Genomic DNA, 19,009 nt, shown 5'->3' with positions numbered 1-19,009 from the left:
GTGCGACTTTGTGAGAGCGCGGACCTCAAACTTGGCGTTTGGCAACCTTAAGGTGCATATGGATCAGCGAAAGCAGCTTTGTGAGTGACTGTTCGATCGGTCGCGATGAGGCAGTTGCGTCTACCCGATCACTGTCTCCCAAGTCGACTCAGGAACGCCCTCCGGCATCCTCGGAGTCGGTGCGCTCTCGGATGAGCAAACAGAAGCGGAAAGATACGCAAGCCGAACTGCTCGTACGGCGGGCTTTGCACTCGCGCGGAGTGCGATTCCGAGTCGGCGTACGGCCGGAGCCGGCACTGCGGGTGAGAGGCGACATTGTCTGGCGCGGCCTCAAGCTCATTGTGTTCATCGATGGCTGTTTCTGGCACGGATGCCCCGAACACGCAACGCGCCCACGGGCGAACGCCGAGTGGTGGGCTGAGAAGCTGGACAACAATGTGCGACGAGACAGACGAACTGACGCAGATCTTTCTGACCGGGACTGGCATGTGCTGCGCTTCTGGGAACACGAGGACCCGGAGGATGTCGCCGACGTCATCTGTGCGAAGCTCGGCGCACTGAGGTCTGCCAGCCGGTCACGGTGATTCAGTTCACGAGATCCAGAAGCTCAGCGGAGGGGGCTGTGATGGGGATGGCGACGCCGCCGTCTCTCGAAACCTTCCACGGTGAGCGCACTGATCGCTCCAGTTCCTCGCGGTCGATCAACAGATTCAATGCAGCCGCTAGAACATGAACCGACAGGCGAGGCGGGATGGCGTTGCCGATCTGCTGCCCGACATCGCTTCCAGCCCAGGGATAGTCACGCGGAAATGTCTGAAGCCTACCCGCCTCCTGCAGGGTGAAACGCCCGAAGTCGTCGTTCGCGAGTTCGAGTCGGTTGCGCATGATCTTGCCCGTGACTGTCGCGGCCGGCTCGTCCGACTGCCGTCGACCTCGCTTGCGGGGATCACCGCCACTGCCGTAGTTCGAGATGACCGTGAACGGCACGGTGCGGTCAAGTGCGTCCGCCATCGACACCCAAGGCTCGAGCTTCCGAGTGGACTGTTTCAGTTGTCCTCGCTGAAAAGCACGGTGGGTCGGCTCCGGTAAAGCGACTTCTTCGTCGTCGAGCCTCGCAATCAGTACAGCTCGACGCCGGGTTTGCGGAACACCGAATTCTTCCGTGCGGACGACGTCGTGATCGACGCCGTAGCCGAATCTTTCGAGGACCTTTCGGTACGCGGCCCAGACAGGTAGCACCTGTGGCACCTGCTCGAGAACAACCGCCTCGTACGGGCTGTCCTGGCGCAACGCCTCGAGAATCCAGCGCATCGGCTCGAGCACCAGGCCGGTCCGCTCGTCATCGAACACGCTCAGGCTGTCGGCCGCGTCCTCACCGTTCGCCATCCGGTCCACGAGCGCGACCACGTCGTCCAGTGCCTTGCGCCCGGTTCCTGTTCCCGCCACCGTGAACGTCTGACACGGCGGCCCACCCGCGAGAACGGTCGCGTCAGGGAAGTCCGCGGGGCCGAAGTCCCGGACGTCACCCTGGGTCGTGTCCAGACCCGCGGCAGCCCTTGTCGCGCAGGCATTGTCGTCGAGCTCGATGCCCTCGGCGGGGATTCCCAGCCATGCCGCCCCCACATCGAGGCCACCCGGGCCGGCGAACAAGTCGACGATCCGCGCACCGCCGGCGGCCCCTCCCGTTCCCAACACCATGAGAGAGATCGTAGCCGGCGGGACCGTCAAGTTCCCGTAGGCCGCAACGGTCAGTCGGATGCCTCCGCGGTAACGGACTTCCGGCGCTCGGCAGAGCGAGTCCCCGCGCTGGCTGCAGCGTCGTAGGCATACGACCAGGCGCGTTCCGCGATAGTGGTTCCGCCGCTGATCGATGTCTTGCTTGTGTCCACACATCCGGGACCGTCGGGAAGTGCGTTCCAGCTCACTGGGATGTCGGGGATCTGCGAGAGCCACTGCTGGTACCCAGCGAAATCGTCCTGCTGGAAGTCGGTCTCGGTCTCGGGTGGCGCGCCCGCGGTGGCAAGGTTCAGCACCCGAGCCAGGTCGTTGATGTCATCAGCGGACTTTGGGCCGGAACCCAAGGAATCGTCGATGGAGATGAGCTCGACAAGAGCCAGAGCAAGTGAGCGACAACGGACGATCGGCCTATGCAGGTAGCTGTTAGGGAGGTCCTGGAAGATGAACGCCTTTTCGACTGGGCGATAGTCCGACCCGTTGCGGAACAGTTCGGCTCCCCACCAGAGTCGGGCGAACGCCTGCTTGTGGACAGGGCCGCGGAAACGATTCTCGGCCGTGCCGGTTTTGCCTGGCCACCGCCACTCGACGTAGTCGAGGAAGCGGATGCCGAGCCATGCCCACAGGTCTGGGTCGGAAGCCTCTGCGCGACTGAGTCGCAGCGCGTAGTGGAGCCGGGGCGCCAACCATCGGTCGCTGGCGGAGCGATCAGCCCACGTACCCTTACGCCGAGTGAACTCCTCTATCAGGTCGACCACGCTTTCGAGGGACGCCGTCCCTGAATCGCCGGCGCGCCCAAGCGGCTCGGAATGGAGCTCCCAGTCGCACTCGACGAACATGCGGAGTCGCTCGCGCGCATCCACTGACTCGGTGAGCCGCCAGACGACCTCAGACATACTGCACCTCCGACGTCGCGGTGGAGGCTGTGGACGATGCATCGGTGAGAGTATCGATTGCGGCGTCGATGTCCGCCCAAAGATCGGCGATGCCCGGGCGCGACGTAGTTCGCACGAGCGCTGAATACAACTCATCTACCGAGGTGTAGTGAGGTATGGCGCCAGCGACCTTCTCGCACGTACTTCTTAGTAGCGGATCAGAGGGACCGATCGGATCATCGTCACCGTCCGCCACGACATCGGCGGCCGCGAGCCGGAAGAGTGTCGAGACCGTGTAGCGGGCGATCTGCGATCCGAGGATGTCTCGTAGCCGTCGGCGCTCCAGTTTTGCGTTCTCTGCGGTGAGGATCATCTGCAGGCCTGGGATTCCGGAGTTCAGGTACAGGATGGGCTTGTCCGGGGCCGCATCCAGCGCCGCGTGTGCACGGTTGTTCTTACGCGCGACGGGGGGTGCGTCAGCTGAGTCGAAATCGACCCACACCTGAGTGATCGGAGGCTCTCCGGCCTTTGCCGGAGCGTCGAACCTCCGCAGCACGATGGTCCAGGGGATCGCGCGGGCGACCACTCGGGTTCTACCGTCAACCTGTGCCGTGATCTCGGCGGACAGGGTCGCCGTATCCTCCAGGACCTCGCGGTTGAGGGTTATCGGCCCGGAGAGTCGATCTGGGTTGCTTGCGTCCGGGAACAGGCGAAAAGGGATCCGGGTATTGGTGCCGCGACAAGCGACCAGTGCAAAGCCTTGCTGCGCGACGAGACCGGCAGGGGCCGGCTCTGTCGGGGACAGGTTCAGCGTGAACGTGACAGTGTGCCAGGCAAGGTCGTCAAGGTGAAGCCGGTATCTATCTCCGTCGGGCTCCACGGCTGCGCCGGACTCTGTGGCGACGTCGAGCAAGTGCGACGCCCACTGACCCTTGTACGTGGGCCACGCGACGACAGGACTCATTTCGCTGCCTCCCGACTCAGATTGCTCAGGTCGCGTACCTCGACGTCGACGGTTGCCTCCTCGGCAGGGATCGGGAGAGAGTCGGTCGATACACCTGTGATCGTCGCGGAGACGAATCGGCCGCGATCCTTGCCAGGGATCACCACGACGCCGTCGTCGACCTCGGCATCGGCCGAGGCGAGGCTCGACCATGCGACCTCGACGTTCCTGCCGTCGAGACCGACGAACATCAACGCCGGCGCGATCCGCCAGCCATCGCTCCGATTCCGGGCCTTGATCTGAAAGGTCAGGTGCCACTGACCGTCCCGGACTTCCCAGGATGTCATCGTCACCGTTGGCTTGGCCGTGCGTCCGGTCCCCGCGGCGCCCTTGCCGGGGTCGCCCGACAAGAATCGGAGATGTTTGAAGACCGACTCCGGAGGCTTGCCGTCAGTCGGTGGGGCGGCGCCGAAGATGTCGAAGAGCGCAGCGTTGATCTGCTCTTCGATCCGTCGCAGGTTCGGTAGCCACGGGGGCACGTAGTGCGCGTTCAAACTGGATTGTGAGGTCTTGCTTCGTCCGCCCCGCGGAATCCACCGGTCATGGGCCGGGGGTTCGGAGTATCTCAGGAAATCGTCGGCCAGTTGGTTGTCCGGGTCATCGTCTGTGGGACTGACGGCGCCTCCGACCAGCAGAAAGCCATGGTAGGTGTGGTTCTCGAAGGTCTTGTCGATGGTCTCGACGATCATCTCCGGCTTTCGGAACAGACACACCTTGTTCTCGAGGGTGTCCTTCTGTTCATCGGAGATCGTGACGACCAACTGTGCGTTGTGTGTGAACTTCGTGTGCCGCGGCTCCGACTTGCGGGCGGGCACCTGGATCGGGACCTCTCGCACGATCACCGAATAGGGTTCGGACAGTTCGTCATCGAGGTCCCCGGCGTCGAATCGCCTCAACGCACGGACCAATTCGGCGTACGTTTCTTCGGGATCGATCTCCATGTCGGACACCGCTCGGCCGTTCTCCTTGACCGTGATGGAGACATCCATTCTCCCGCGGGCGAGCAGCGGCCAGAAACTCTCCTCGACGCCCGCGCGCAGTTCGGTGGCCATGTCCTTCACACCTTCGATGCCGCGGGCGCCCTTCTCCGGATCGTCCGGGTCTTGGAAGCCGACCAGCAAAGCGGTGGTCCCGGGTCGGGGATCGGTGCGTTGGAGATGGAGATCAAGGGTCTCCTGATCGGTCGCCCATGTCGATGCGACGTCGCCTTGGGCGTTCTGGATGCCGAAGTAGCCGCGGCCCTGGTAGGACGAGCCATCCAGCCGATGGGCGACACCTTGGTTCACGCCGAACAACCGGTTTCGCGTGTTCCCGTCGACAGCGTCAGCATCGGCCAGGACCGAATTGAACAGGACGGTCTGGATGCTGGAGAAGCGCCAGTAGACGGCCTTGCCGAGCCCGAAGCTCCCACCTGCTGCCTTGTCTTTGCCGCTGAACAGGTCGAGCCTGCACAGCTTGATGAAGTTGCCGAACTCGGCGGTGTCGATGTTGGAGAACTCGGGCCCGGTGAGCCCGCGGCAACCGTAGTCGGAGACCGCCAGCAGAATGATCGAATCCGAGTCTCTGAGCTTCTCGAGGCCTGTACGGATATTACCTGCAGCCACTGCTCCGGCTGACTCCTCTGACATGGCCAGCAGGTGCTTGGCGAGCTCATCCTTCCAGCCGAGAGCATTGAGGAAGTCCTTGCGATGCTTTCCGCTGAGCAGGTGAAATGTGAAGTCGAGTGCGGGCGTGGCCTCCGTCCGGGCGTCGTTCGAGTTCTGTGTACTCTCGCGCGCCAGGGAACTCATCCCGGCGTTCACGGTCCATTGGTTGGCATTTCCGTAATTTCCGTATGTCGCGCTCTGAGGGTCCCATTTCCAGGTCAAAGTCATTTATTCACTCTCTTCGTTCACGCGGCCCGAATTGTCGACACCATATCGGACTGGACTGACAGCTGCGATCAATACTCATCGCTGATCTATACAGATCGGCTGATCGAGTTGAGAATCTTTCCGTCGGTCCGCGCTGTCGGCGATTCCTAGGACAACGCCCTCGCCGAGAGCGTCAACGCCGACGCCGCCTACAAGGCCGAACCGATCCGCCAACCCGGCCCTGGCGCACCCGGCGAGCAGGTCGAGCTGGCCACCTGTGAATGGGTCTGCTGGTACAACCCCATGAGCGGCTGCACGAAGCTCTGGGCTGCCGCACCTCAGCCGTGGACGAAGCCACCTCGACCGGGAGCTCAGACGTCCGCGTGCCCGCTGTCCCGGCCCTCGCGCCCACATAGCAACTAAACCTGGGTTACTTCACTTCACCCGCCGAGCGTCACCGCAAATCCGTCGCCCACGACTGCGGGGATACGGAGGCGGACATTCGACTCCACCCCAGCAGGCGCGGCGCCTAACCCTCGATGCCAGCTTCCATCACCATCGTGTCGAATGAGGGCATCGTGGCCAAGATACCCCTTGCGATCGCCTGCTGGGGCTCCCCCGAAAAAGTGGACACGGTTAGCTTGATTGCTGACTTGTCAGTGATGTGATCTCGAAGTCGATAGGCGAGATCATCCCCAGCGAGCTGTGCCTCCTGTCATGATTGTAGAATCTGATGTAATTGTCAAGTCCTGCAGTAAGATTCGCGTACGTGGTGAACGCGTGTCGCTTGTAGTACTCGTGCTTGACGGTCGACCACAGCGATTCGGCGCCGGCGTTGTCCCAGCAGATTCCTGTCGCGCCCATCGAGCGCCGCAAGCCATGCTTGCCGCATGCGGCGGCCATGTCGTGGCTGGTGTACTGACTGCCCCTGTCGCTGTGCAGGATGGTGCCGGCCACCGACCCGCCTCGGGTGAACACCGCGGCGTCCACGGCGGCCTCGACCAGCTCGGTACGCATGTGGTCGGCCAGCGACCAGCCCAGCACCCGACGTGAGTGCTCGTCACGGATCGCACACAGGTATGCGTCTCCTTCGCCGCAGGTCAGGTAGGTGATGTCAGACGTCCAGATCAGGTCGATGCCGCCCTGGTCGAACACTCGCCCGACCCGGTCGGGCGGGAACGCTGCCGTCGGATCGACCTCGGTGGTCTTGACCTTGAACGTGCGTGGGCTGATGCCCTCGATACCCATCTCGGCCATGATCTTGGCGACGGTGTTCTCCGAGACCGCGACACCCTCGGCATGCAGATCGGCCGTAATCCTCGGTGAACCGTAGGTACGCGCCGATGCCTGCCAATGGGCGAGGATCTTCACCTCCAGATCCCGGCGGCGCTGCTGGCGCGGTGTCAGCTCCGCACGTCGTTGCCGATCCACCCACGCGTAGAATCCGGATCGTGAAACACCCAGCAGTTCAGTGAGTTTCGTGATGTCGTGGTCGGCGCACTCCGCAGCAATGAGCTCAAACTTGCTCACCGATGTTGCTGCGCCGCAAAGTACGCCGATACTTTTTTCAGGAACGCCAGATCGCGATCCTTCTCGGCCAGCTCCGCGCGTAACCGAGTCAACTCCGCGCGCTCACCAGCCGACAAGTCCCGATCCGGTGGGGCGTTGCGCACCTCGTCGGCGACACCATCGCGCATCCGCTCAGCGCGCACCCATCTGCCCAACAAGTTCTCATGCACGTTGAGTTCACGCGCGACCTCGGTGACCGGCCGGCCCCCATCGATCACCCGACGAGCAGCCTCCGCCTTGAACTCAGGCGTAAACGACCGACGCGTCCTGGACATGTAGACATCCTCCCAGCAGGACCCTTCGTCCCGCTATCTCAGGTGTCCACTCAAACTGGGGAGGTTCAATCTATAAACCGCTGAGGCGCACCGAGATGCCGGGGAGTTCAGAGATCGTCGTTTGCCGTTACGGATACATATCGCTGTTTCCCGACGATGATCGGCCAACTCAGTGGACGATCGGCCCGGCGGTGACGTATCCAGTCGTGCTAACGATCGAAAAGTCGGGACGACAGCCACCGTCGGGTCTGCGTGGTCACCTGGGCCAGCCTCACGGCGATGTCTTTGGCGACTGGACGGTTTCGTCGTACAAGTACATCGCGCTGCCACCCGCATGGCCCAAGGAAGATGACGAAGCCTGCGCCAACCAGTTTCCCAAGGACCCTCACCAGCTTCCGCCCAGGGACACTCCGAATCAGCAGCCAATCCCGGTGTTGCCACCGTCGCCGGGCTGGCCACGCGGAGGCATCGCGTGAGTCACACCGACGTATCGGCTCGCTGGGCCGGGCCCACGTGGTCCGTGACTGTGTTGGGAATCGTGCTCTCCACGGCCCTTCTCTACGTCAACGGCCGTGTGTGGCTGGATGATGCGGAACCCAACTTGGGCGCAACGTTGCTCATCGTGGGAGCCGTTGCCGTCGTATTCGGGATCGCCTACCTCCTGTTGCCGAACCGACCGATCCGACGATTCGCCCTTGCGGGTTTACTCGCCGATGTCGTCGTCGCCATCGTCTTTGTTGGTGTAGCGCTATGACAGGTGCACGTTCTGAGACCGTGTCACGGGAGCCTCGGAGTCCCTTCTTCGGGCCCACAAGCCCTTTCGCAGCAAGCGTCACCCTGCTCCTCAGCTTGGTGGTCTGGCTCGTACCGGGTGCGCTCTGGGTTGTCATCCTCGTGCTGATCGCGGCGTGTCTTGGTCTCGTCGCCTTGGGGACGCCAGGAGTGATCCGTCAGATCGGCGCCGGCCTGCTCGTGGGTGCTCTCGCTACGCCTCTCGGTGTCATCTTCGCGTTCGCTTCTAGTTCGGTCGGGATGTGAGTCATCAACCCACTCCCGGCGGCACCTCCAAACCAGGACACCGATCGAACGCCTGAAAGTAGTAAGACGACACCGGCTCGCCGCTCGGGTTGGCGTTGGCTTTCGCGGGCGCGACCAAGAGGTGGCGAGGCGATTGACTATCGAATGTGGATCTACGATTGCTACGGCTTCGAGCCGGGGATCGACATCTTCCGACCCCTCGACCTTACGGACCAGCGTTCATCGACAACAACAACCTCTACGGATGGGCTCAGAACTTCGATGTCACCGCTACGTTGAGCACGCGACACACGGCTGGTGGTGGCTATCGTGCGAAAGAAGAAGGTCGTGGCATTGGCGGCCGCCATGCTGGTACTCCTGCTGGCTGGCTGCATAGCTGATTCACACGATCCAGCAGACGCTGCAGAGATTATCCAGGTAGAACTGCCGGCGTCGGCGCAGGACACGCAATCAGATATTGCCACCGGCCGCGACGGCACATTCGTCAACCTTGAGTTCACGATTCCCACCGACACCTGGAATCAGTACGTCGCGCAGTACCCGACGATCACCCTGACTCAGAGCGAGGCATCGTGCGTCGAGTGCTCGTACTTCTCGCGCGAGGAGAGATCGGGCAAGCCGTTCTACTACGGCAGCGACGAGATACAGATCAATCACAATGGCGAGCAGCAAACGACTCGCAAACTGACGGTCATCCCCGACGAGGCCACCGGTCGGACGTGGATTATCTGGTCAAACAGTTAGCAGTGGACCGTCGCATCGGAATCAGGCGGCTCGGTCGAGTAGACCCGACCCCGATCCAATTGACGACACAGACCAACCGGCCAAGCAGTCTCATTGTCGGGATCCTGCCGGGCGCGCCCTCTTGACGACCTCCTCGTCGAGCAGCCATGGCGAAGCCACACGGAAATCGGGCCGGTGTTCGTTTTGGGCGTGGGTTCGTAGCTGCTCCCGCAGCCCGGCGTCCTGGTGGCCACTGTCATAGGGGCACGGGCGGTGTGGCCCTGACCTGAATACCCGAGTCCGATGGAACCGACGAAGCGTGGGCCGCGTCTTAACCGAGGGCGAAGAACGCCCGATTGGGTCCGCCCAGATGAACCTTGTGGTCGCTGACCTGGTATGAAGACTGTTCGGGGGAAGGAACCACATGTCGGAATTCGTAGTCGACCCAGGCGCGGTGACCGCCGCTGCTACCAGTATTGCGGACACCGGGGAGCGTATCGCTGCGCTCGAGCTCACCTCGCCATTCAGCCAGCTCGAGGGCGCGTTTGTCGGAGCCAGCGACCCGATGCGTCAACCGGCGTCGCAGGGCGACCAGCAGGTCAAGTCAGCTCTAGCTAACGCTGCCGGCCATATCAAGGGCTGGTCCGAGCTGATCATGGGATTCAAGGGCGCAGTCGAGGAGATGGACGCGTATAACGCGACGCGGATCCGCACGATTATGCCGCCGATTGGTGAGAGCGCTCCCTGATGACGCCGACCTACGACCAAGTGGTCGCGTGGCAACCGGAGTTGATGCAGAGTGTGGCGCAGGCATTGCGCTCACTTCACGAGTCCATAGAAGCAGAAGCGCCGAAAGTCGCCGACCCTGTCTTGAACCTGACAGCTGCGCAGTGGAAAGGTGTGTCGCGATCGGCAGCCGATGGGCGTGCGACCGATGAGACTCGCTGGCTGAAGTCGATCTCTGACAGAGTGACCGATCTGGCGACCACACTGGAATCAGCCCAGCCCGGCGTGCGCGGCGCGATGGATGCACTCCAAGCCGCCAAGGGTGACGCCGATGCGGAGGGTTACTTCCTGCGGACTGGCGATCCTGGGTACGGGATCGACTTCGATCCGTCTAGGACGGCCAATCCCGAAGCCAAGTACAACGCCCAGACAGCCAACGACTGGCACAACCGGTTGCTGACTCTGGGGCAGGAGGCCGACACCGCGGTGTCAGAGGCGTCCTCGGCACTGTCGGCTGGGCTAAGTGCCCTGGCGGGCCTGACGCCGTCATCTATCGCGCAGAACAGTTCGACGATCGACCCTGGCAAAGCTGCGAGTGACGCTCAGGCGATTCAGAACGGCACGGCAACCCCGGAGCAGCGCGCACGGTTTGAGCACGCCATGCGACTGACTCCGGAACAACTCGCCACGCTTGGCAGGGGCCAGCAGATCGAGATCGCACCTGAACAAATGCGCTACATGCGACTGGCCGCCGGAGCCGTCGACGTCGGTAACGGCGAGCTCTCCGGCATTGGTGCGTTTGATCAATTCGGTACACGTCCCGGCGACGAATCCGCCCGATCAGCGCTGGCGAATGGGCTGCAGGTCATATCAAACCCGAATGTTCACAGCAGCGCAGGCAACGGGGGACTGGCGGTGCTCCCACAGTCAATAAAGGACTCGTTGACCGATCCGAACCTGGTAGACAAGAGCAGAAACGGAAAAGGGTTCTTCCTCAACCGCGTAGGTGACAATGCGGCCATTGGGCGACTTCTCGATACATCGTCCAAGGAATATATGGCAGGCTCCGATGTCAACAAAAAGTTGATGGATGTAGCGCAGCAATACACCAATGCACAGGCCGACTATGAACAGAAACACGGGCCACGCCCCGCCGGCATGGGTGTGGACCCCTTCTTCGACAATATGCGGTTCATGAAGGTTGACGGCGAACTTCGCCTCGACGATGGAGGTACAACCAGCATCGCGGGCGATATTCAGGACATGCTGTCAGTTGGAGACGACAAACTCGCGGTGCATGACGCCTTTTCTGGCGAGAGCGGGCAAGACTTCATACATGACCTGATGACGGTCCAATGGACTGACGACGGGGCTGCCGCGGGAACGTTTGTGAACACGGACAGTGAGGATGCGTTTGTCACGAATCCAGACGATCCCAATGACGTCTTCCAGTCCAAGCTGACTGGCGGAATCATGGAAAAGGTCGCGCAATACGCACATAGCCATGAGGGGTGGGAGTCACTCAAGGATATCCCTGGGGCCGATAATCAGTCTGTGGGGCAGGTTAATCCCGAGTTTCTGCGCTCGCTGGCCGGTGCGATGCAGCCGTACGCCGGGGAACTCGGCGGTGACAACGATCCTCGGAGTTGGGTGGACATGTCAGAAGGTCCTGGCCCGAAGGGCTTCAATGCCGACAACGTTATCCATGGAGATGGTGGAGCGGATTACGAAGGATCCTCGAGGATCTTCGCCCTTATGGGCACAGACACCGAGGCTGCGAAGATCTTCTACGGCGGAGCCATGGATGCGGTTGCCAGCGAAGCTCGCGAGTACGCTGACGATCCCAATGACGGGTCTGCCGCCGACCACATCACCACAATGGGAACACTGCGGGGACTCATCGACGAAGGTCTCACGTATGCATCCGACGATGCTGCGGAGACGGCGTACGATTCGGCTCACCGCAGCTGGGAGATTAAGAAGGAAACGTTTGACACTCTGATGCAGGGGACTTCAGCGGTAGCCGATTCGAAATTCCCGGGAGCCTCCGCCGGGTTGCAAGCCATCCGGGGCGAGTTGGAAGGCGGGTTCGTCGGTGAAGAGCCTCAGCGGACCGACTTCAATCCGGAGAACTATAAGGCGGATATCGGATCGCGTAACGGGCTCGAACAGGGCCAAAACCTGGGGGACCTTCGGCAGCTGATCGCGACGTCGGTGCCTGGAGACGTGAGATCGCAGTTGGACGCGGACTTCGTGAACAATCGTGCTGATTGGTTCAACGGCGACGGGTCGCTAAAGTCGCCCGACCAGATTTCCGGGCTGGTTGACGAGAACAGGCAGAACAAGTATGTCCAATCGGAGATCTCAACCGGTTTCGAAACCATTGTTGGACAGCTTGATCGAACCGGGAACAGTGACGATAACAAGCTTGAAACGCACTATAATAACGTCACTGGGAGTTCGCCGGAGGCTCGTCGATGGGAATAACAAAGACCTCCAAGATCCGCGGGAATCGTACAAGTCTGCGGTTTGGGTGTGCCGTCTTCGGCGTCTCGATTGTCATGCTCGGTTGTACAGCGGAAGACGACTTTGTTCACGAACGGACTGAGTCACCAGAGGTCCCGTACTCAATCGTTTGGTCGTCGAGTACTGGCGTCGATATTCAGGCGAGGGATGCCGAGCTGGTTAGGGCGGCGCTCGGTGGCGCGACAATGGCCCGGTGGGCTGGGAGTGATCAGTCATACCCGGGATTCGCCGGTGCTGTTGCGGGGCTTTCACGCGATGACTACAGCTCGCTCTTCGGCGACCCCGAGCAGACCGCAGAAGAGGTAAGCGACGAGCGGCCGCAAACTGTCCTGTTCTCGTATCACATTGCGGCCTTGGAAAGTTCGGTAGATCGTGTACAGGCGATGGTGTGCACTCTGCGTCAGAATACGCAGCGGTCGCCGACTCAAGGCCCGCCCGAGAACTATTCACCCTCGACTACGTTTGGAACAGCTGTACATCCCTATACGTTTACGGTCGAACTCAGTCGCGATTCCGGACCGGTGGGAGAGACCGGGAGTCACGACAACAGCGAGAGTGAGCACAGTCCTCGGGGTCACAAAGTTCCGACTTGGGATGTGTTCGGCTCCTGGTCTGTTGACCGTATCGCGCACGACCCAGAGCTGGTCTCCAATCAACCCCCATGCGTCGACTGGTGGCGTCAGAAGTTCCCCGACTGGTCTCCGTCCCCCTCTGATCCGTCGGTCCTGCTCCCGCCTGCAGGTATCGAGAACATTGACGAAGCGCTCAGTGTTACTTCGATACCGCCGGACTACCCGGAATGGATTGAACGAACAGGCGAGAACGCCTGAGGCCGGCACCGCAACGTGGTGGTCGATGAGGAGCAGGCTGTCCGGTCACCCCACCCCCGGCGGCAACTCCCCAAACCTGAACACCCGATCGAACACCTGGAAGAAGAACGAGGACACCGGCCCGCCGGTCGGGTTGGCGTTCGCGTCGCCGGGCCGCGGCCACCGGTAGGTGACGGTCACGCTGAACGGGGTGAACCCACTGACCCGGGTGTACCCAGTCGGACGATTCGTCACCCCGAGATACCTGCCGGGCCGGAAGAGCAGCACCGCCACCGGCGACGACGCGGTGCCGCCTGAGGTGTCGAACGTCGCCCACATCAGGAACGGACAGTTCGGGGTGCGATCCATCGACCGCGCCATCGACCCACTCCGAGCCACCCAACGCAGATCCGATCGACCGAGCGGCGGCCCGATCTCACGCAGACCCCGCTTCACCTCCGACGCGTTCAGGTCCAGACACAGCCCGCGGCCCTCGGTGCCCGCCGCCGGAGTGCTGCCCGCCGGAGAGGCGGACGCGGCCGGCGCGGTCAATGCGACGGTCAGCAGGACCGTCGCGGCGAGGAGCAGCGTGGCGAGGAATGGTCGGCGAAATGGCATGGTTACTCCTGATATTCATCCCGACCTGGGTGAAGAGAGCCGACACGTTGAGGCCGGCGTGGCGAAGGTTTCATGGGATCTGAACGCGCACAGGCGGCTTCGGCAGGTACGGCCGGTGCGGTTGCACGGTGAGCTCGACGGCTCCCGAACCCGTGACCGGGTACCGGTACATGAGCGTCCCGGCGAACGGGACTACTGTGCCCGACACCCGACCGTGCACAGCACCCTTGGCGCCGGTTCTGAGATTGCGCCAGTGCACGGTCACCCCGACTCCGCATGGCGCCAACGATCCGGAGATGCCGTAGAACCCGCCGGACACCTGGATGTAGGTGGTCCGTGCGCGCGTCGGCGACGGCGAGGCCAGCAGGTTGATCACACCCCCGCAGAACGGCCCGTCGGCGACGGAGTAGATCGGGCCCGAGAGCACCGTCCGGTTCTGCGGCTGCGCCTCCGCCGTCGCTTGCACGGAGGTGACCGCGACGACGCACCCCGCGGCGACCGCGCACCCTCGCAGCGCGAGGGTGCGCCATCGACCTCCCCGATGTCGCCCCGACCTCGACGACATCGAGGCATTCCCGGGCTGAGCGTGTCGTGGTCGCATGTGTCGGTCCTTCCTGCGGTGAGCGCAGAGCAGCGGGAAGTGTGACACAGGTCATATCGGGGCGAGCCAGTGCGGCGTTACCGCGGCATGGACTCGTCCCGACGACACGAATCGGATTGCTGCGTGGGTCGCTGTGGACGGAGACGCGACTCAGGCGGACTGGCGTCCGACAATGACGTCCAGCTGCTCGATGAACTGCGACAGGAACGCATCCTCGCCGAAGGAGTTGAGCTTCCAGAAAATTGCCTGGCTACCGCCGGACGTGATGGCGACAAGGCCCAGATCTCGTTCGCGTCCGACCAGTGTCACCGTGAGACTCAGGCGGTTGGCGCCGACCATGCTGTAGCGCTCGAAGACCATGGTCGAACAACGAACGTCACCGACGTTGAGGTCGCTCGAGTCCTCGAAGCTTGCCGACGAGCTGCCGGCGATGACGCCTCGGTGGATCGCGCGGAGGACTTCGTCGAAGTCACCGGTGAACGTGCGCTCGTGTTTAGCCATGTGCTGTGTCGATCTCGGTCGTGGTGGTTGCTGGATTGTCAGGCCGCAATCCTGCCAGGGCGAGGGCGCAGTGACGTCCGGCGCGCCGATTCGATGACCTACCCCAACCTCTCCAAAATGCTCACCCAGCACCTGGGTTGATTCGTTTGATCGACAACACGTCGCGCTGACCGTCGCAGCGGCTCACACTGGGCGTTATTCGCGGGTTGTGTCCCGATGGCAGAAGGTGCGCGATGTCCCGTCCCAGGCGCGGTTCCAGTTGCATAGCCGTGCTGCTGTGCGCCGCGCTGGGCGCGTCGGTGGTGGGATGCGAAACGCAATCCGCCCCGGCAAGAGAACCCGGGTCGTCGGTCGACAGCGGTGCGTTCATCGACGAGTTGGCATCGGCGGGTATCGAAGTCTTTCGTCTGAACTCGGTCGAACCGATCGTGCCCGCCGAGAACCCAGGGCCGCTGCGGCTGACAGAAGCGCAGGCAATGAGCGCGGCACAGGGGGTGGCGGCCGGCGCCGGCATGACAGGGGCGGCCATCGACGACATGATCACGGTCGAGCCACTTGAGTTGGGCGCGACCCCGATTCCCGCGTCACTCCTTGTCTCGGCCTGGGTCGACAGCCAGCGAAGCCCCGCGAGCCGATTGGCCAGAACCTATATGGGAGAACAGGACCTGCGTCAGCACACGACGGCAGTGTTCCCGTCTGCCGTGTTGGGCCTGTACTCGTCCGACGTCGCCGGAAACCCCGACGTCCCATTGCCGCCGACCGCCCCGCAGCCACCGCACCAAGGGGCGACCGGAACCAGCCTGTGCGAGACGTTCAAGTCCGCCATCTACGGATCGATCGAGCGGGTATTCAATGCCATCGGACGATTCGAGACCGTCGGCTACAACGGCGACTTCTGGCACGACGTCGCGGCATTCGTGCGCAATATCGGTGCAACGGTCGGGAACTTCGCCCTGGATACGGTCAAAGCGATCATCGTGAACGGGGTCCGGATCGTCACGGGGCCAGTGGTGAGCGCACTCGCCACCGTTGCTGGAATGCTCGCCGTCGCCACCACAGTCGTCACCACGCTGCAGCCGTGGACCGGCGCCATGTCGTCGTCACCCGATCCGGTGCGGCGTGATGCCAACGCCAATCGCGGTAGCGTCAACCTACGTGTGCGCAGCGGGCTCACCGCGAGCGACTGGCCCGACGAAGTCGCGGGCTGCGCCCGTGCTGCCGGAGTGGAACTGCCGTCACTGCAGCCGCGCGATGCAGGGATCTCGTGGAAGATCGATGGCCAGTATCCCGAAGACATGGTTGTGCGCGTTGTCGATTCCGGTCCGACGAGTAGGGACGGCTCAGCGATTCTCGTCTTCGATACCATTCCCGAGCCCCCGGACAGGGCGCGCGGCGAGCAACGCGACGACGGGCGAGTTCACTTCACCGTGGACGTGCATCGTCGCGACATCGACAAGCTCGAACGGCTCCTGTCGGACACAGTGTTCAACGAGATACCCGGTATCGTCATCGATCTCATCGGGCCGCAGCTGCACAGTCTCATCGACCCACAGATCAGATCCCTGCTCGGCCCCCTTGCCAAGCTTCGCGATCTCACCGTCAAACACCAGATGAAGGTGGTGTACCACACCACGAGAAGGCCTTCGCGCAGCGCAAGTTCCTCCGCCACGAGGCCCGTCAGGCGGGCGCCGACGGATTGCCCGCCGGCGGAAGCACTGAATATCGGTGCAGCACAAGCGCATCAGAACGCGCAGCAACTGTCCGCGAATCTGCAGCTGATGCATCATAGTAGGACAGACGCCAGAGGGCCCGGAGCGTTTCAGTGCGCCTACGGCCTTCCGACACCACCCGAGGCGCAGGCATTTGGCCTGCCGCCACTGCTGGAGAGCGTATTCCTGTACTTCATCCCAACCGCGAGGCACAAACCCGCCGAGTGCGATCCGCGACAGGCAGGTCCGACGCCGCACTGTGCTGTCGAAACGCAAGTTCGTGGCGCACGCAGCGCATGGTACGACCACGCCACCCCTGGCGTCGATGCGACGGGCGCGACTGCGATCGTCGACGGCTGGACAGTAACCCAAGCCGGTGTGCCGACCACCGACCCCCAGCCCAGCGATGTAGGCGCCTTCGTTCCGATGCTCGAATCCGTCATCCATTGGGCCACAGCGCGATAACAGCGGTGATCGGCGACGCTTGCCTGCGCCAAGTGATCCGGTGAAACGGCATGGCCGGCCGCCACAGCACTGTGTGCATGGTCCCCGTTCCGGTTGGATGTCCCGCTTCCGGTGAGATGTTCCCAAGATCGCTGTATGTGCGTGCGGATGTCGTTCGTGCGGAGCACCTTCGGATGCGAAGTCTTCGGTCCTAGGACTCGATGGCCCTACGGTCACAGCGATGCATGATGGACAAACGACGCGGAAGCAGGACTACGTGATGAGAGATCCACAACGAAATACGACGCCGCTGCGCGCCGTACTCACCGCGGTCGCAGCACTGCTGGTGAGTCTGTTGCCGTTGACCCACGCGGACGCGGCATCGACCAATGGCATGGGCAGCGATCGATCATCGTCACAGCCCGGTGGGGACCGCCACGGCAAGAGCAAACCATCGCAGCAGGGTGGCGGTGCGGCCAAGAAGGCGAACCCGCGGCCCCAGCAATCCGCACCGCGGAATACTGCGCCGCGGCCGTCCGGACCGGGCGCCGGGTCGCCGGGGAGCACGTCGTCCGGTGGTCACAGCCCGGACAAGCCGAACCGGGCTTCGCCTCCCCGCAGGTCGAAGCCGTCGCCCGATCGGAGCCCACACAAGTCGTCGCCCCGGCGCACGGCGCCGACCACCGACTCGCCGGGTGGAAGACGGCACGACAACGATTCGCAAGAACGTGACGACTCTCGGAGCGGATTGCGGGACAACTACTCTCGTGATCGCAACTCGAGAGACAAGGATGATCGGGCCGGCAATTACGACCGCCGGACCGAACCTCGGCAACATCGCGGCCCGAGCAAGGTCGGCCCAAAGACCGCGGGCCCCGGAGAGCAGAGCCGTGACCGGACCGATCGCCGTGACAGCGGTCGTCCTGGAGACGAGGCCCCGGAGCGTCAAGCGACGCCTGATCGTGATCAGACGCCGACGCCGACGCCGTCCGCGCAGTCAGAGCGTGATGAGTCCGGTCACGACGACACGGACCCGGCGGCGCGCACTCAGTCTCCGCCCGCACAGACGGCCGATCCGGAAGGATCGACACCGCAGACACCCGACTCCGTGGGTGCGCCAGAGCCAGAAGACAACCGGTCGGGCAGCCGGACGCCGCGGAATCCGCAAGCAGAACTCCTCGACGACGAACTGGCAGCTCCGGGGATCTCCGACGAGGACGACGATCGTGTTGATCAGGCGGTTGACGACGTCCTGCGTGACAACGGGTTCAAGCCGTACTCCGGCGCCGGCGGCGAGCAGGGAGACTTCGGGTTCAGTATCTACACCGGATGGGGACCAGGCCTTGAAGAAGTCGTACGAAGCGGTGATCTCGGCGAACGCAGCACCGGCGACCCGGACCTGGACAAGATCGTCATCGAACATCTGAAGCGGCATGCTGCTCAGATCGCGGCGGCCGGCGGAGGCAAGGGCGGCTGGGGACCGTTGATCCTCGAGGGGTTCAACCCCGATCCGGATCAGAACGGGATCCCCGGTGGAGCGGTGCTGAACATCCCCCGGTGAGCCGAGCGGCAGCGGGCGTCGCACACGCGCGTCGGGAGCTGGCACAATCATCCCCACCCGACGAAGGAGGCAGACGATGGCCGAGCATCGGATCTTCACCACGAGCTTCGCCAGCATCTACCCGCACTATGTGGCGAAGGCCGAACGCAAAGGTCACACCAAGGCGGAGGTCGACCAGGTGATCACCTGGCTCACCGGCTACGACGATGCCGGCCTCGAGGCGGTGCTCGCCGACGAGACCGACCTGAAGACCTTCTTTGCGCAGGCGCCCGCCTTCAACCCGAACGCCGAACTCATCACCGGCGTCATCTGCGGTCACCGCGTCGAGGACATCGAGGACCCGCTGATGCAGAAGATCCGCTACATGGACAAGCTCGTCGACGAGGTCGCCAGGGGCAAGAAGATGACGTCCATCCTGCGGGGAGCCACCCCGGCGACCTGAGC

At 63.0% G+C, this 19,009-nt stretch carries 17 protein-coding genes; 8 read left to right on the top strand and 9 right to left on the bottom strand.

The window, feature by feature from the left end; genetic code table 11:
• The first annotated feature begins 80 nt into the window (after positions 1 to 80).
• On the top strand, positions 81 to 584 hold the full coding sequence (locus VZC37_RS15690; RefSeq protein WP_330433778.1) for a very short patch repair endonuclease: 504 nt from the start codon (positions 81 to 83) through the stop codon (positions 582 to 584).
• Position 585: 1 nt separating this feature from the next.
• On the opposite strand, the gene VZC37_RS15685 is transcribed toward VZC37_RS15690, so the two are convergent.
• From VZC37_RS15685 to VZC37_RS15660, 6 genes are all read right to left on the bottom strand, one after another.
• Entirely contained in the window at positions 586 to 1,698 is a 1,113-nt protein-coding gene (locus VZC37_RS15685; RefSeq protein ID WP_330433495.1) for a DNA cytosine methyltransferase, read from the bottom strand.
• A 50-nt stretch (positions 1,699 to 1,748) separates the two neighbouring features.
• On the bottom strand, positions 1,749 to 2,630 hold the full coding sequence (locus VZC37_RS15680) for a DUF6339 family protein (protein ID WP_330433494.1): 882 nt from the start codon (positions 2,628 to 2,630) through the stop codon (positions 1,749 to 1,751).
• A complete protein-coding gene (locus VZC37_RS15675; protein WP_330433493.1) occupies positions 2,623 to 3,573 on the bottom strand; it encodes a hypothetical protein in 951 nt (316 codons plus the stop codon). The genes VZC37_RS15680 and VZC37_RS15675 overlap by 8 nt, the downstream gene beginning before the upstream one ends.
• Positions 3,570 to 5,486, bottom strand: a complete 1,917-nt coding sequence (locus VZC37_RS15670) for a hypothetical protein (protein ID WP_330433492.1) — start codon at positions 5,484 to 5,486, stop codon at positions 3,570 to 3,572. The genes VZC37_RS15675 and VZC37_RS15670 overlap by 4 nt, the downstream gene beginning before the upstream one ends.
• 615 nt (positions 5,487 to 6,101) lie before the next feature.
• On the bottom strand, positions 6,102 to 6,995 hold the full coding sequence (locus VZC37_RS15665; RefSeq protein ID WP_330431293.1) for an IS3 family transposase: 894 nt from the start codon (positions 6,993 to 6,995) through the stop codon (positions 6,102 to 6,104).
• Entirely contained in the window at positions 6,992 to 7,309 is a 318-nt protein-coding gene (locus tag VZC37_RS15660) for a transposase (protein WP_330430959.1), read from the bottom strand. The genes VZC37_RS15665 and VZC37_RS15660 overlap by 4 nt, the downstream gene beginning before the upstream one ends.
• Positions 7,310 to 7,829: 520 nt before the next feature.
• Between VZC37_RS15660 and VZC37_RS15655 the strand changes: the two genes are divergently transcribed.
• From VZC37_RS15655 to VZC37_RS15640, 4 genes are all read left to right on the top strand, one after another.
• A complete protein-coding gene (locus VZC37_RS15655; RefSeq protein ID WP_330433491.1) occupies positions 7,830 to 8,063 on the top strand; it encodes a hypothetical protein in 234 nt (77 codons plus the stop codon).
• 593 nt (positions 8,064 to 8,656) lie between these two features.
• Positions 8,657 to 9,091 carry a hypothetical protein gene (locus tag VZC37_RS15650; protein ID WP_330433490.1) on the top strand — a complete coding sequence of 145 codons (435 nt, stop codon included), beginning with the start codon at positions 8,657 to 8,659 and terminating at the stop codon, positions 9,089 to 9,091.
• A gap of 403 nt (positions 9,092 to 9,494) precedes the next feature.
• On the top strand, positions 9,495 to 9,818 hold the full coding sequence (locus tag VZC37_RS15645) for a hypothetical protein (RefSeq protein WP_330433489.1): 324 nt from the start codon (positions 9,495 to 9,497) through the stop codon (positions 9,816 to 9,818).
• On the top strand, positions 9,818 to 12,283 hold the full coding sequence (locus VZC37_RS15640) for a TPR repeat domain-containing protein (RefSeq protein WP_330433488.1): 2,466 nt from the start codon (positions 9,818 to 9,820) through the stop codon (positions 12,281 to 12,283). Before VZC37_RS15645 ends, VZC37_RS15640 begins: the two co-directional genes overlap by 1 nt.
• A gap of 914 nt (positions 12,284 to 13,197) precedes the next feature.
• Here VZC37_RS15640 and VZC37_RS15635 read toward each other — a convergent pair.
• The 3 genes from VZC37_RS15635 to VZC37_RS15625 all read right to left on the bottom strand — a co-directional run bounded on the left by VZC37_RS15635 (position 13,198) and on the right by VZC37_RS15625 (position 14,851).
• On the bottom strand, positions 13,198 to 13,749 hold the full coding sequence (locus tag VZC37_RS15635) for an LppP/LprE family lipoprotein (RefSeq protein ID WP_330433487.1): 552 nt from the start codon (positions 13,747 to 13,749) through the stop codon (positions 13,198 to 13,200).
• Between the two features lie 70 nt (positions 13,750 to 13,819).
• Positions 13,820 to 14,215, bottom strand: coding sequence for a hypothetical protein (locus VZC37_RS15630; RefSeq protein WP_330433486.1), 396 nt, complete (start codon positions 14,213 to 14,215; stop codon positions 13,820 to 13,822).
• A 285-nt stretch (positions 14,216 to 14,500) separates the two neighbouring features.
• Positions 14,501 to 14,851, bottom strand: a complete 351-nt coding sequence (locus VZC37_RS15625) for a DUF6054 family protein (protein WP_330433485.1) — start codon at positions 14,849 to 14,851, stop codon at positions 14,501 to 14,503.
• 233 nt (positions 14,852 to 15,084) lie between these two features.
• Here VZC37_RS15625 and VZC37_RS15620 point away from each other — a divergent pair, with 233 nt between their 5' ends.
• The 3 genes from VZC37_RS15620 (at position 15,085) to VZC37_RS15610 (ending at position 19,007) form a co-directional block, all read left to right on the top strand.
• Positions 15,085 to 17,025 (top strand): hypothetical protein, encoded by a 1,941-nt coding sequence (locus VZC37_RS15620; protein ID WP_330433484.1) that lies wholly within the window; start codon positions 15,085 to 15,087, stop codon positions 17,023 to 17,025.
• A 1,087-nt stretch (positions 17,026 to 18,112) separates the two neighbouring features.
• Positions 18,113 to 18,565, top strand: a complete 453-nt coding sequence (locus VZC37_RS15615) for a hypothetical protein (protein WP_330433483.1) — start codon at positions 18,113 to 18,115, stop codon at positions 18,563 to 18,565.
• A 76-nt stretch (positions 18,566 to 18,641) separates the two neighbouring features.
• The gene (locus VZC37_RS15610) at positions 18,642 to 19,007 is read left to right on the top strand and encodes a DUF2200 domain-containing protein (RefSeq protein WP_330433482.1); all 366 of its coding nucleotides are present in this window, start codon (positions 18,642 to 18,644) and stop codon (positions 19,005 to 19,007) included.
• The last annotated feature ends 2 nt before the right edge of the window (positions 19,008 to 19,009 follow it).

Origin of the sequence: Gordonia sesuvii (assembly GCF_036350415.1) — a bacterium.
GTDB classification, from domain to species: domain Bacteria; phylum Actinomycetota; class Actinomycetes; order Mycobacteriales; family Mycobacteriaceae; genus Gordonia; species Gordonia sesuvii.
This window is presented reverse-complemented; position numbering and strand designations above follow the sequence as displayed.

Coding starts and splice junctions, on each gene's coding strand:
- VZC37_RS15685 (WP_330433495.1), bottom strand. CDS start 1,698: ATGGTGTTGGGAACGGGAGGGGCCGCCGGCGGTGCGCGGATCGTCGAC.
- VZC37_RS15680 (WP_330433494.1), bottom strand. CDS start 2,630: ATGTCTGAGGTCGTCTGGCGGCTCACCGAGTCAGTGGATGCGCGCGAG.
- VZC37_RS15675 (WP_330433493.1), bottom strand. CDS start 3,573: ATGAGTCCTGTCGTCGCGTGGCCCACGTACAAGGGTCAGTGGGCGTCG.
- VZC37_RS15670 (WP_330433492.1), bottom strand. CDS start 5,486: ATGACTTTGACCTGGAAATGGGACCCTCAGAGCGCGACATACGGAAAT.
- VZC37_RS15660 (WP_330430959.1), bottom strand. CDS start 7,309: ATGTCCAGGACGCGTCGGTCGTTTACGCCTGAGTTCAAGGCGGAGGCT.
- VZC37_RS15645 (WP_330433489.1), top strand. CDS start 9,495: ATGTCGGAATTCGTAGTCGACCCAGGCGCGGTGACCGCCGCTGCTACC.
- VZC37_RS15640 (WP_330433488.1), top strand. CDS start 9,818: ATGACGCCGACCTACGACCAAGTGGTCGCGTGGCAACCGGAGTTGATG.
- VZC37_RS15635 (WP_330433487.1), bottom strand. CDS start 13,749: ATGCCATTTCGCCGACCATTCCTCGCCACGCTGCTCCTCGCCGCGACG.
- VZC37_RS15625 (WP_330433485.1), bottom strand. CDS start 14,851: ATGGCTAAACACGAGCGCACGTTCACCGGTGACTTCGACGAAGTCCTC.
- VZC37_RS15620 (WP_330433484.1), top strand. CDS start 15,085: ATGTCCCGTCCCAGGCGCGGTTCCAGTTGCATAGCCGTGCTGCTGTGC.
- VZC37_RS15610 (WP_330433482.1), top strand. CDS start 18,642: ATGGCCGAGCATCGGATCTTCACCACGAGCTTCGCCAGCATCTACCCG.